Source organism: Methyloglobulus sp., from assembly GCF_046714055.1.
GTDB lineage: Bacteria > Pseudomonadota > Gammaproteobacteria > Methylococcales > Methylomonadaceae > Methyloglobulus.
In genome coordinates, this window is the sequence record NZ_JBKKBJ010000009.1 from 1 (window position 1) to 13,438 (window position 13,438).

Genomic DNA, 13,438 nt, shown 5'->3' on the forward strand with positions numbered 1-13,438 from the left:
ACGATTAGGGGGTTAAAATGAATGAAGATACCTTGAACATGGAAATCAGGAAATACCTGAAAAAGGTCGGCGTAACCTCGCAACGTGAGATAGAACACGCGGTGCTTAAAGCGATTGAATCCGGAAAATTGAAAGGCATCGAGACAATTGAGGTCAAAATGACGCTAATTGCCCCCGCTATTGGTTTGAATCACTGTATTGAAGAAGAAATAACCTTGGAGTAATTTTTTAGATAATTTATTCATCGGGAGACCGGCTATGACTGAAATAGACCAACACCAAGATGTTCAAGAGGAAATCCGGGAGGCGGTACAATCGGGTTTTGATGTTCATGAAAAAATCAAGGCGATTACCTTGAAAGCGCTGACAGAACGGCAGCTGGATATGGAAAATATTAAAAATGTTGCCGAAGCGGTCAGTAAGGGTATCTTTGAGGGCATGACGACTCAAAGCGAACAGGTCAAACGGGCATTTGTACAGGCAGCCTCGGCATTGGATGATGCATTGGCTGTTGCGACAGAAGCATCAAAACTGGCCATTGAAGAAGCGGCTTCCAGAGTAAGTGAGTATTCCCACCATGATCTTAATGGTGCGACCAACGATTTACAGGAGATGGAAGGGGTGTTTTTGGACACCCTGGAGAAAGCTGCCAAAGACGGTAATCAGGTTGTTGCCGATATTGTTGGCGATTTTGTTAGCCATGCAAGGCAAAGTGGAACGGCTGTCGGTAAACAAGCCTTAACTGCCCTGGAAGCGCTGAAACAGTTACCACATTTGGGCACAGAAACGGTTATTTCAAGTACGGTTGCAGCCACAATCAATTTAACACAGATAGCTAGTGGTATTTTATTGGGCATCGCTGAAAGTCTTCGGTCATCGCATTTTAAAAAATAATATCCCTGTAACGCCATGTTGTGGGAAATGTTAAATGCAGCGAGGGATCTGGGTAGGGTTCAAGATATCGCATCCGTATTAATACGCTATGGCTTTGGCAGCTTTGTCCGTGTCCTGGGGATGGGCAAGGTACTGGAAAGTGCGGGCAAAGTGCTGCATTGGCAACACGCTGAAGAATTTACCAAACTCGACACACCGCAACGCGTACGTCGAGCGTTGGAAGACTTGGGGCCCACCTTCATCAAGTTAGGGCAAATTCTTGCCACACGTGTCGATTTGTTTCCGCCCCAGTATATCGCCGAGTTTGAAAAACTACAGGATCAGGCGCCGCCCGTACCATTTGAAGAGTTGCTCGCCCAGATTGAAGAAGATATTGGTGGAAGCATTGATGAAATTTTTTCGGAAGTTGACAGGCAGCCCCTTGCAGCGGCTTCAATTGCTCAGGTTCATAAAGCGGTACTAAAAGACGGAACACAGGTTATTTTAAAAATTCGCAGGCCCGGTCTGCGCAAAATAATTGAAGCCGATTTACGCCTTTTACAACGTATCGTTGATATTGCAGAATCTGAATCACCGGACATTCGCCGCTTTCATCCGAAGGAAGTTCTCCGCCAGTTTAACCAGTCATTGCGCCGGGAACTCGACCTTGCCGGTGAATGCAGGAATGCTGAACGGGTGGCCGCTAATTTGGCCGATGACCCCAATATCGTGATTCCTAAAGTCTATTGGCAATGGACAGGGGAACGGATTAACGTCCAGGAATATATCCAGGGCATCCAGGGCAGGGATCTTGAGGCTATAGAAAAAACTGGGCTGGACAGAAAGCAACTGGCTGACCGGGGCACCAAGGCCGTCATGAAAATGATCATGGAAGATGGCTTTTTCCATGCCGACCCACATCCTGGCAATGTGTTTTATCTGCCGGATAATAGGCTGGCCTTTATTGATTTCGGCATGATTGGCCGGTTAACGGAAGAGCGCAGGGAACAAGTGGTGAGTTTGTTGTACGGTATGGTCAACCACGCCCCGACTAAAGTGGCAGAAATACTCGAAGACTGGTCGGACAATATTTATACCGATGAAGATGTATTGACTGTTGATATAGAAGCATTCGTCGATCAGTACAGCTCCCTGTCCTTGAAGGATTTAAGTCTCACTGCCATGTTAAGCGATCTGATGGCATTATTGCGGGATCATAAGTTGATTTTGCCCCCCGATCTCGCCCTACTAATCAAAGCTTATATCACCCTGGACGGTCTCGGCAGGTACCTTAATCCGGAGTTTAATACCCTGGTTTTTGCCGCCCCCTATATTCAGGAAATCATGCTGGAACGCTACCGCCCCGAGGCCATTGCCAAGCGGGGTTGGCGTAATCTGATCAGTGTCGCCGATTTACTGTCGAATCTACCAAAGGACTTACGTAAACTGTTACGGGCATCCAGGAAAGGGGCAGTCCAGGTCGATGTCACCGTCAGGCACCTTGATCGCTATGTCAATACGATGGATAACGCCATTAGCCGGTTAACCATGGGCATGGTGACCGCTGCGCTCATTATTGGTTCTTCCATAATTATGACCGTAACGGGCGGGCCGGAATTATTCGGTCTGCCAGCATTCGGTTTCCTGGGCTACACCTTTGCCACTGTGGGCGGCATTTGGTTACTGCTTTCGATTTGGAAAAGCGGCAACAACCGGTAAATAACGCTCGGGTTTCTTACACTTTAAGCCACTTAACCCGCGACAAACTTTGAAAAGTCTTGATGAATAATGAAAATTCTTACCGTCGCAGACATCCTGAAATTGATACAAGCCGTTGGTTTGGAAAATTTTTTTAAGCGAGTTATTGCCGCTTTGGAGGAAGATTTCGGTCGTTGGGATGAATTTTTGTTATCGCTGCGTACTGCAACGTATTATCCTCATGGTGTCATCGAATTGATGCCCTGTGCAGACCAACAATTGTACGCATTTAAATATGTTAACGGCCATCCTGGCAACCCGCTTAAAGGCAAGCTTAATATCGTCGCTATCGGGATGTTATGTGATGTCGCTAGCGGGTATCCGCTGATGATGAGCGAAATGACCTTATTGACGGCATTCAGGACGGCGGCAATGGGCGTACTGGCGGCAAAGTATCTCGCCCGTGGAGACGCGAAATCGTTAGCCATTATTGGAAACGGGGCGCAAGCAGAATTTCAAGTGATAGCATTCGCCAGTTTTTTCAAGTTGGAATATGTCCGCTTTATTGATGTGGAACCGCAAACCATGGCAAAATTCTCAAGGAATTTATCTGGACAAAAGTTCAGGTTAATCCCTTGCAGCAGCATTGCTGAAGCCGTGCATCATGCTGATATTGTGATAACGGCGACAGCCGCTAAAAGACGGCAGTCCTTGTTTGAATTTGAGGATATTTCACCAGGTACTTATATCCATGCGATGGGTGGCGACTGTCCGGGGAAAACCGAACTGTCCGGTGAATTCTTGGATCAAGTCAAGCTGGTGGTCGAATATACACCGCAAACCCTGGTAGAAGGCGAAGTGCAGCAATGTGCAGCCAACCGCATCTACGCCGAATTATGGGAACTGGTCTGCAAGAACAAGCCAGGAAGGCAGGACAAACACGAGATTACACTGTTTGATTCTGTTGGTTTTGCCTTGGAAGATTTTTCTATACTCCGGGTCGTCTATGAACTGGCAAAAGAATCTAAGTTGGGGTTAGAGTTGCCCATGGTACCAGACCTTGATGATCCCAAAAATTTATTTGGCTTACTGAATCCTTGATTTATTTTTGAGCAATGCCTTTGTTCAATTATATGAATACGGGCATTCAATTCACAACACTCCGGCAACTAGCTTAAGCCCATAATCAAGTGGGCACTAGGATGCACCGTAGAACGCCTCAATAATGGCCCTCATCAAGTGTAAGGTTTTATTTTTAGAGTCTTTTTCCGGATTAAATTCGCTTATTTCCAGGCCGCATACTTTCTGCTGATGCCGATTAACCAATGAAAGCGCTGCAATCACAGCTCCCTGGCTTTAATGCCGCCCTGGGCAGGCGTTTCTACGCCGGGAGCATCATCAGGATCGATGAAATCCAGATCAATGTTAATGCCAACAGCCTGGCAAGATAGGCTGAGCTTATCGATTGCTTTAATTAACACTTGGGTAAGCCCATTAATTTGGTTGGCGAAAACAATTTCTACAGAGGCTTGCTTTAATAGCTCATATTCCTCATGTTCATAATTTCGGATACCTATCAGGATAAGGTTTTCTGGTTTGATAAAATAGGAGCTGGAATATAACGTCGCCAACATTTTGTCCGCCCTGCCAAGCAATGCAGCCACTGGCATACCATGAATATTGCCGGATGGAGAAGTGGCAAAAGTGTGTGTGTCCATATGTGCATCTAGCCGGATCAGGCCAAATTGACCGGGCTGCTGTAGTCCATTTAATACGCCGCCCCTAATACGCCGCCCCAGCCAAGTAGGGTATGCATCGCGTACCTTTTCTGGGGTTAGTTTGCCCGAAGCGCTTTGAAAAAGGTACGCGATGCGTACTACGGAACTGGTTATTATGAGGATTTGCGTGTTATCCCGCTTAGAAAACCCAGCCTTGTAAGTGTGATGGGAGCTATTCTTGTCAATTGCGTTTGAAGAGCGTATAAGATATCCAGACCTAGATAATAACGTTAGCCCCCACGATTGGGAGTCAGTGTTGATTTAAAACAAAAATTTGCCAACTCCTGCAAAAAATGCTATTTAGTGTAACGAAGTGGAGGCGGTGCATAACTCGTTCATACACACGCCTCCACTTCGTTACACCAACCGGTGTTTTGCGGAATCCGGCAGCATTTTTGCGTACCAGACACCGTCCTGTCGCGTGGCCTAACGTCCGTCCGAGCACACGCGTCAACTAGGGCATCAATGGAGGATGTGCCAAACGGCAAGGCCAAGGCCGTATTTGGCGCCCCCACTGTTGACGCGGTGCTCGACTTTGTTAGTTCGACGTCGGGGGATTCGACCTGTATTTAATACTCTGCCAACAGATCAAACCGAACATATCGTTCATAAGGGGGCAAAATGAACAAGAAAACCATAGTCGCCATTTTGATGGCCTTAGTTATTGCGCTGTTTGTCGTATACGTCCGTATTGGCCCCCCACCTGTTGTTAAGACTGTGCGGGTTATTACTCCTCCCGCGATCATTGCATCCCTCCCTGTATGGATTGCAGAAGAAAAAGGAATGTTCTTAAACCGAGGACTGAATATTCAACTGGTTGACCTTACAAACAGCCAGCTTATGGTAGAAGCCATGCTAGCGGGTAACGTAGACGTACTACCAGCGGTGTCACTAGCAGATTTGGTTAATACAGGTGGCACAGGGAATATCGCTCTATTGCAGGTTAAGATTTTTTCCCACAGCAGGATGAAAAAAATCCCTCCTTTTGAATCCATATTGACATCGACCGGGAATGCTATTGGCAACATAAAGGAGTTGGAAGGAAGACGCATCGCTGTATACCCAGGAATGACGTCCGAATTGGCGGTCAAATATTTTCTCAGGTCTAGTGGTGTAAACCAGGAGAATATCAGGTACATCAAACTGCCTCCGCCAGAACACGAACCCGCACTATTGAGAGGGGATGTAGATGCGATTCACGTATACGAACCATTTAGAACTCTTAGTCTACAAAACGGCAAGGCACGCGAGTTGGCTGGATCAGTATATGCAACACTGAACGAGCCATCTGGGATAGGTTGCAGCGCTATATCTAGAAACTTTTATAGGGATAAAACCGACGCGGCGGAGAAATTTCTTGATGCTTGGAACGAAGCGATTGACTTCATTAGAGACAATCCAGCAGAGGCAAGGAAGGTTTTATCTCAGCGACTGGGGTTACCGGAGACAGTAGCCGCATCTGCTACGTGGGTAGATGCAACAAAGACAGACGAAACGAGTTATCAGATACTAAGCGATACCGTCTCCTCAGCAAAGTCTGCTGGGATTATTCCGGATGGCTTCTATTTTGAAAAGGACATGGTGTTGCATCGATGATTGAAGTTAATGCACTTGACGTGCATTCGCCTGATGGACGTTTGCTGCTGGAACACCTATCGTTTAAGTTAGGTGAGAGTGATCGTCTCGCGTTTACCGGTCCCAACGGATGTGGAAAATCAACCTTACTCCGCTGCATCGCAGGATTGGAAGGACAGGTCAACAAAATTAATCGGAGCTTGCCGCTGACAGAGACCGCTTATCTCCCAACACGCCCCCTTGATCTACTTCTGCCCTGGGGGTCGGTCAGAGAAAATATTGATTTTTTTAAGTCTGCGGTAAATAAGCGGACTAAGAAGAGCAAGACCGAAACCGAAACCTTTTCAGGCTTTTTCAGAGCATTGGATTACAGCCCCGGTGATGAAGATCGCTTTCATGCAACTGAGGTTTATCGTCTGTCTTCTGGCCAACAGGCGCTATTAGCCATATATTGCGCCTTGTCGCAGCTACCAAAACTCTTGATAGCTGACGAGATTTTTTCAACGCTTTCAGAACAACTTCGATCCAAAGTCGCCAAGAGACTATTAGAACAAAACCTAACAATAGTTTGCGCCACTCACGACACAGATTTCATAAAAAGCCTGAATGCCAGCGTGTTTAATTTGGACAACTCTATTTCATCTGACGAACACCATGACTTCTGACTATCTTGTCCCGTTGGGCATTACGCTTTGGCATACTTTGATCATATATTTGCCAGCCTGGATCATAGGTACGCTACTTGGAGTTATACTGAGTTTCGCTCTTTGGTATTTACCAAACCGATTTTCCAGAAATGTCTACGCAATTCTATCAGGCATTTCATTCATCCCAACAACGATACTAATACCGTTCTTCCTGCGCGGCTTTGGGATAGACTTCTTCATTTATCCGTTATTAGTGTTGCCAGTTACACTTATCACCCTTGCTTCATCCTATGAGGCATTCCAGCATAGCAATAGGCATCGACTCACGCTTGTAGTAAATTATGGGATAGGCAAAATTGAATTCTTCTGGAAAGTTGTGTTCCGGGAGGCGTTACCCAGCATGAAAACAACGACCAGGCAAACGCTTTCTTTGTGTTTCGCAATATTTCTTGCCATTGATTACTTCGCTGAATATTGGCACGGACTTGGCGGAATGGCACAAAAATTCTATTCACAGTCAGCTTTCAATCAATCAAACCATGTTCTTTTATGGTTGACCATAGGAATAGCAGGCGCGATCGGTGTCGGACAGGTGCTACTTAATGATTTTATGTTTAAGAACTTTATCGAGTTCAGAAGGCATTACTAAAAATGAATGAATTAGATAGGTTCAAGGAAAAAGCCTCAAGTTATAGAGAGGCGTTAAAAAATCAGCCGGGTGCGAGGTTGTTTGAGTTGTACCCAATACTCTGGTACTTAGAGAAGCATCGGAAAGCCATTGGCAAGCGGAGAGATAAACTTCGGATCGTCGATTTGATGTCTGGTTCGGGATTTCTATCGGAGAATCTTTATAAACTTGGATACAAAGATCTGCACGCGGTTGAGTTTTGCGAGGAAATGTACAAAGACGCCTCAGTGTACAACTCTAAAGCTAAGCTGCATTTCATGACGTCATTCGATTACCTTGATGGCGTATTGGACGAGGTCAAACCAGATGTTATTGTTACCTTGGCATCATTCCATCACTTGTTGATCTATAACAATGATAATCAAGTGAACTTAGATGCTTCCATTGACAAGCAGTCGGAGGTTGTCGATATTTGCATGAGAGCACTCCCAGATCAAGGGATTCTATTAATAGCAGACTTAATCGAAGCAGGCGTGACCGAAACACCACTAGAACTCTTTAAGTCGTCTATGGCGGTCGTAGCGAGAGATTTGGTCAAGCTTGGTCTTGACAAAGAGCTTGGAGAATTGCTCGGACAAAGCAACTCGTTACATGGTGCGACTAGCTTATTATACAGAGAACTCGGGACGAAATCTGGAAACCTCAGCTTGAACTGGTTCAGGACAATAGTGGACAAAAAAACTTTTATAGGCCATAAGGATATAGCTATTTCACCAAACTTCCTGCAACGTGTGGCTAGTTACAGACCTGTTGTAACTAAATACACCTGTCCTTGGGTATTCAAAGAGAGAGTCCAGCTCGATGAGTTTGTTTATAAAAAATTCGCATTTGGTGTCGCCAGTGAACATGGTCAAATCCTAACTAAAGATGAATCCATATCTTGTGCAAATATTCATTTGGGAATCCGAAACGATCATGGCGTATATGCTTTAGGGTGGAATCTTGGGATTGTTTTGTTGGGGAAACGCGACCCTTTTTCCAAGAATCAGGAACTGAATGTTCTCGTCGCTTCCTTGTTGGCAATGCTAACCATTTTGGCGGGCGCAACAGGGTTGCGTTACTGGTTCGGCTTCTATGCTCCAATAGATTTCAAGGATATCCTCGTCTTCATTCTTACCTTGCCAATCGGCATTATTTTTGGCAACTGGATTACAAAGAAGAAGCTTGCTTAATATGCAGCAACGTCGAACCAATCATTCCACCGGACGCTGTGCGATAAAGCCGCGCAGCGCCAGTGAATTCAAACTTGTTAGGCGACAGCGGACTTTCCCTCCAACGCAAAACACACCAAGCAGAACCGACAGGACTATATTATGCCATCAAGAACAATCCACGAGCTAAAACATCGACGCGTGTGCGAACCCTTCTCCAAGATACTGGTTTCATCTCTCATACCAGGGACCTAACGTGCAAGCGTGAAATGCACTTCCAACGCCGATTTCATCGTGCATGGTTTTACTAATTACTTCCCGCCTGGCGAGGCGCCGCCTGGGTGGGGCTACGCTGTAAACGTGAAAAGCACAGGCGTCGCTTTTGGATCAACATCCCCCACATTCACGGTCGGTGGAATCGCTAACGATGAAATTACCATAATAATGGCACCAGGCACTGCCTGCTTCATAACGCTACAGACTAGATGCACAGCGCAAAAGCCCGAATCTTGCCCGCCTAATAGCTCTGCAGAATCGCCTAACCATGCGCTGCAGCGAACCGCTCCGCACGTCACGGTACCTGCTTCCGCCGCCTTGCCACCCACCATACAGGTGCCGCGCCGAGTTCTGCGGTCGCTGGGCTTGGGATCGTTAGCAGGCAAAAAGGTGATATGAAACGTTACCGCATCTTTACTTTCGATTTTGATTCTCGTGCCCACAGCCTCGAACCCATACAGGAGCACTGGGAAGAAAAAATAAAAGAGCAGCATATCGAGAATCGTGAAAAGACTATTAAGGGTCTTTCTCAGCAGTACGGGGAATGGAACCTAGAGCTTAAGATAAATAATTTTCAGAATCTCAACTATAAACCGCTTTCTGTAGCTGAATTTCACAACAAATTTCTTGAACAGATAAGAAATTCTTACGTAATTGGAAGCTACTACCCTGCTCTGATGGGGGCATGTGCGCTTGGCGAAAGAATACTAAACAATATGGTTTTGTTATTTAGGAATTATCACAAGGATGCACCAGAATACAAAAAGCTGTATCGCCAGTATTCATTTAACAAATGGCCTACAGCAATAGACGCACTGGAATCATGGGGAGAACTACTTCCAGAGGCCGCTGAAATATTTCGGGGCTGAATGAAAAAAGAAATCGATCGATCCATTTCAACCCCGAAACTGACCACAACGACAAGGAGTTGACACTTGAGGCGATTCATTTAATTCAAGATATTGTTAGCATCCAGTTTTCTGCTTTTGGAACTCAACCTTGATATTTTTGTGTTCCAGGCGAGATGTACATTAAGAAACAATGGGAAGATAAGCCGCTAGTAAAGCATATCTTCATTCCGAATGCTTTACTTGTAGGGCCAAAAGGCCGTAAGGCGGATAAATTGTAGGGTGGATTAGTCGCGCAGCATACACGATCTATCCGTTTTGATTGTCCTATGGGCGCGTCGTAATCCGCCAACTGCGGTGTTCATCCGACCTCCAGGGATGGAGGAAGTGCGGCAAATGGTCTGGAACCATTGCCGCCAAATGGCGGATTACGACGCGCGGGAAATCTTTACAAATTTAAACATGGAAGGTTTGCGCGTCTCGGCAACTGCTCCTGCGTTGCCCTACCTCCTGCATCCATGCAGTCGTAATCCGCACTTGTATTATTTTTTGCGACGTTTCCTGCTTAACCTACCGCCAGTAGCGTGTTCTTTTGCGCCACTTTGTTTAACCACTAAATCAAAATCAATTTTCTTATCGTCCAGGCTTACTCGCGCCACTTTAACCATGACACGGTCGCCTATGCGGAATTTGTTGCCGGTACGTTCGCCTTTTAACTGGTGGCTGGTGGGGTCGAAGTGGTAATAATCCTGTCCCAGATTGCTGATATGCACCAAGCCTTCAACATAGATTTCGGCGAGTTCGACAAAAAAACCGAACGAGGTAACCGCTGAAATAATTCCGGGAAATACGTCGCCGATTTTGTCCATCATGTATTCGCATTTGAGCCAACTGACCACATCACGGGTCGCATCGTCAGCCCTACGTTCATTGGCGGAGCAGAACTCTCCCAGCGTTATCATGTCCGGGAAGCCATAGAAGAAGTTTTCCGGTTTGTTGCCCTGCAAGCAGTGCCTGATCGCACGATGCACCAGCAAATCAGGGTATCGCCTTATCGGTGAAGTGAAGTGGGCATAGGCATCCAATGCCAAGCCAAAATGACCTTTCAATTCCGGGCTGTAAACAGCCTGCGACATCGACCGCAGCAACACGGTCTGTATTAAGTGGCTATCTGGCCTGTCTTTAACGGATTCAATCAAAGCCATGTAATCGAGTGGCGTCGGCTTGTCGCTGCCACCCAGTGTTAACCCTAACTCACCCAGAAATGTTTTCAGGTTCATGAGTTTATCGGAACTAGGGCCGTCATGTACCCGTAACAGCTTGGGCATTTTTTTGGCGTTCAAGAATTTCGCAGCCGCCATGTTGGCCGTAATCATAAATTCTTCGATCAATTTATGGGCATCATTACGCACTGTAGGGATTATCCTTTCTATTTTACGGTCTGCGCCGAAAATGATCCGGGTTTCCTGGGTGTCGAAATCCATCGCGCCGCGTTGCTCGCGGCTGACACGCATGACTTTGTATAAGTCATACAGTTGCTTTAGATGGGGTAATAAAGTTTTATATTTGGCGATTAGTTGAGTATCGCCATCAACGAGTATCTTGGCGACTTCGGTATAAGTCAACCGGGCATGAGAGCGCATGACCGCTTCAAAAAAACGTGATCGGGTGACTTTGCCTTCCTGGTCGATAAACAGCTCGCAGACCATGCACAGGCGATCAACGTCAGGATTCAGCGAACACAAGCCATTCGACAGAATTTCCGGCAACATGGGAATGACTTGTTCAGGAAAATACACCGAGGTGCTGCGCTTTTGCGCTTCTTTATCCAGGGCGGTATTGATCTTGACGTAATGCGACACATCAGCAATGACAACCAGCAGTTTCCAACCTTTGGGGGTCTTCTGACAATACACCGCATCATCGAAATCCCGTGCATCTTCACCATCAATGGTGACCAGCGGTGTCTTGCGTAAATCAGTACGGTCTTGCTTTGCGGATTCAGGTACATCAGCTGTCAACGGTTCTATCTCTTGCAACAACTCATCAGGCCATTGGTACGGTAATTCATGGGATCGAATCGCCATCTCAATTTCCATACCCGGCGCCAGATGGTCGCCCAACACTTCGATAATGCGACCAATTGGCTGACGTTGCTTGGTTGGTTGTTCGACAATTTCTGCGACAACGATTTGCCCTTGCTTGGCTTTACCAGTGCCGCCTTTTTGGATCAATACCGTCTGGGCAATATTCTTTTGGTCTGGCACGACATAGGTAAAGCCGTCTTCTTTGTACAATCTACCTACAATCTGATGGGTGTTCCGCTCCAGGATTTCAACAACCGCCCCTTCCCTTCGCCCTTTCCTGTCTATCCCAACGATGCGGACCATCGCCCTGTCATTATGCAATAAAGGGTTCATTTCTCTCGGTGTCAGGAACAGGTCGTCCGAGCCGTCATCCGGCTTGATAAACCCAAAACCGTCCGCATGGCCGATCACTCGACCCACAATCAAGTCTTTGTTATTTACCAGGCAGTACTGCTGCGCCCGGTTGAACAATAATTGCCCGTCCCGCTCCATGGCCCGTAACCGGCGCCGTAGGGCTTCAAGTTGATCTTCGGTGTTAATCGAAAATGCTTCGGCAATCTCAGCACGACGCAGTGGCTTTCCGATGTGTTCGAGCAATTGCAGGATATGTTCGCGACTGGCAATCGGCTGTTCATATTTTTCTGCTTCACGTTGAATGTAGGGATCTTTTTTTATGCTGAAAGTAGCGTCTTTTTTGGACTTTGATGTCATGTATTTACCAAACTAGGGGAATTCGAGTCATTTGCCCTACTTAGAAAAGCTGAGAGGTAAATGATAGAAATAAAACTTATGAGGCCAATATTATCCACTTTACTGAAAACGAAACATTAGTCCGCGTATAGTTGATTGGTTTTCCTGCTGCCGGTCAATCCTAACTTCAGCCTAAGCAGGGGAAGCTTATATTCGGCACTATTTCATTCTTTGTTTTCACAATAAATTAGCTTGGTTGTGCAATATACATCAGTATAGGTTATGGCGTTAAATTTGATGTATTGTTGGACGACAGGATCAAGCAAACTAAAAGGCTAAAGATGTCATGAGCATCTCATTGACAAAGTCAGGCTTGGCGAGTATATTTCGCCCTCACTTTGCTTATAGCGCCCTCAGCCGAGGTGGTGAAATTGGTAGACACGCTAGCTTCAGGTGCTAGTGGGGGGAACTCCGTGAAGGTTCAAGTCCTTTCCTCGGCACACCAGAAACTTAGTAAAATATCAAAAACTTAATAGCTTTTCCCTTAAGCCCGAAACAGAAAAACCATTTTATTCTTATCCTCTAGCTGTGACAACACTGTGACACATCGAACAGCTACAATCATCACAAAAAATAGCCCATATAGCTATAAAATGTTGGTAAAGCGTAGCTACTTGTGATTTATTGCCCTAATCTGTTCCTTTAGCGGCTTGAAAAGCTACAAAATTAGGCTACTATCGGGTTTAAATTGATCCTTGTAGCTTTTAGCCTTGTAGTTATTGCCTACTTACTTACAAAATTCAATTTCCGAAAGTTGTTAGATAAAAATTAAGTGCCTATTTTTCATACGCAAGGCTGAAAAACCCGATGGAGTACCTTTACCTGATGGTAAAAAACTTGATGCAACTGTTTTTGACGCATAAACATACAGAAATTGATGATGTGTTGGGTATAGTTTGCTGTTGTTTAGCTAGAAAGGTAGTTTAAGAAGGTTGAATGTATGCGTAGCTGTTAGAGATAACCTTATGCTCTAAAGCTATTAGCATTTACTGACCTAATACTTAGGTAGAATGTACTTTTAGCAGGTCAGGATAATTGGGTAAAAACTAAACAATCTGTATCTATTA

General features: G+C 45.8%; 12 protein-coding genes and 1 tRNA gene. 10 read left to right on the forward strand and 3 right to left on the reverse strand.

The window, feature by feature from the left end; translation table 11 throughout:
- Positions 1–17 precede the first annotated feature (17 nt).
- The 4 genes from ACLQ6D_RS00370 (at position 18) to ACLQ6D_RS00385 (ending at position 3,672) form a co-directional block, all read left to right on the forward strand.
- Positions 18–224, forward strand: coding sequence for a DUF6494 family protein (locus ACLQ6D_RS00370; protein WP_411725260.1), 207 nt, complete (start codon positions 18–20; stop codon positions 222–224).
- Between the two features lie 34 nt (positions 225–258).
- Positions 259–894, forward strand: coding sequence for a DUF6781 family protein (locus ACLQ6D_RS00375; RefSeq protein WP_411725261.1), 636 nt, complete (start codon positions 259–261; stop codon positions 892–894).
- Positions 895–909: 15 nt separating this feature from the next.
- The gene (locus ACLQ6D_RS00380; protein WP_411725262.1) at positions 910–2,592 is read left to right on the forward strand and encodes an ABC1 kinase family protein; all 1,683 of its coding nucleotides are present in this window, start codon (positions 910–912) and stop codon (positions 2,590–2,592) included.
- 69 nt (positions 2,593–2,661) lie between these two features.
- Positions 2,662–3,672 carry an ornithine cyclodeaminase gene (locus tag ACLQ6D_RS00385; RefSeq protein ID WP_411725263.1) on the forward strand — a complete coding sequence of 337 codons (1,011 nt, stop codon included), beginning with the start codon at positions 2,662–2,664 and terminating at the stop codon, positions 3,670–3,672.
- A gap of 239 nt (positions 3,673–3,911) precedes the next feature.
- On the opposite strand, the gene ACLQ6D_RS00390 is transcribed toward ACLQ6D_RS00385, so the two are convergent.
- Positions 3,912–4,289, reverse strand: coding sequence for an arginase family protein (locus ACLQ6D_RS00390; RefSeq protein WP_411725264.1), 378 nt, complete (start codon positions 4,287–4,289; stop codon positions 3,912–3,914).
- A 681-nt stretch (positions 4,290–4,970) separates the two neighbouring features.
- Between ACLQ6D_RS00390 and ACLQ6D_RS00395 the strand changes: the two genes are divergently transcribed.
- Genes ACLQ6D_RS00395 through ACLQ6D_RS00410 form a run of 4 tightly spaced genes read left to right on the forward strand, consistent with a single transcriptional unit; the run spans position 4,971 to position 8,431 of the window.
- Positions 4,971–5,945, forward strand: a complete 975-nt coding sequence (locus tag ACLQ6D_RS00395; RefSeq protein ID WP_411725265.1) for an ABC transporter substrate-binding protein — start codon at positions 4,971–4,973, stop codon at positions 5,943–5,945.
- Positions 5,942–6,589, forward strand: coding sequence for an ATP-binding cassette domain-containing protein (locus ACLQ6D_RS00400; RefSeq protein ID WP_411725266.1), 648 nt, complete (start codon positions 5,942–5,944; stop codon positions 6,587–6,589). The genes ACLQ6D_RS00395 and ACLQ6D_RS00400 overlap by 4 nt, the downstream gene beginning before the upstream one ends.
- The gene (locus ACLQ6D_RS00405) at positions 6,579–7,220 is read left to right on the forward strand and encodes a hypothetical protein (RefSeq protein WP_411725267.1); all 642 of its coding nucleotides are present in this window, start codon (positions 6,579–6,581) and stop codon (positions 7,218–7,220) included. The genes ACLQ6D_RS00400 and ACLQ6D_RS00405 overlap by 11 nt, the downstream gene beginning before the upstream one ends.
- A gap of 2 nt (positions 7,221–7,222) precedes the next feature.
- Positions 7,223–8,431 carry a hypothetical protein gene (locus ACLQ6D_RS00410; RefSeq protein WP_411725268.1) on the forward strand — a complete coding sequence of 403 codons (1,209 nt, stop codon included), beginning with the start codon at positions 7,223–7,225 and terminating at the stop codon, positions 8,429–8,431.
- 326 nt (positions 8,432–8,757) lie between these two features.
- Here ACLQ6D_RS00410 and ACLQ6D_RS00415 read toward each other — a convergent pair whose 3' ends face one another.
- Positions 8,758–9,072, reverse strand: a complete 315-nt coding sequence (locus ACLQ6D_RS00415) for a hypothetical protein (protein ID WP_411725269.1) — start codon at positions 9,070–9,072, stop codon at positions 8,758–8,760.
- Between the two features lie 9 nt (positions 9,073–9,081).
- Between ACLQ6D_RS00415 and ACLQ6D_RS00420 the strand changes: the two genes are divergently transcribed.
- The gene (locus ACLQ6D_RS00420) at positions 9,082–9,555 is read left to right on the forward strand and encodes a hypothetical protein (RefSeq protein ID WP_411725270.1); all 474 of its coding nucleotides are present in this window, start codon (positions 9,082–9,084) and stop codon (positions 9,553–9,555) included.
- A 521-nt stretch (positions 9,556–10,076) separates the two neighbouring features.
- Here ACLQ6D_RS00420 and rnr read toward each other — a convergent pair.
- Positions 10,077–12,332, reverse strand: coding sequence for a ribonuclease R (rnr, locus tag ACLQ6D_RS00425; RefSeq protein ID WP_411725271.1), 2,256 nt, complete (start codon positions 12,330–12,332; stop codon positions 10,077–10,079).
- 395 nt (positions 12,333–12,727) lie between these two features.
- On the opposite strand from rnr, the gene ACLQ6D_RS00430 reads away from it, so the two are divergent.
- A tRNA-Leu gene (locus ACLQ6D_RS00430) sits at positions 12,728–12,811 on the forward strand.
- Positions 12,812–13,438: the final 627 nt, after the last annotated feature.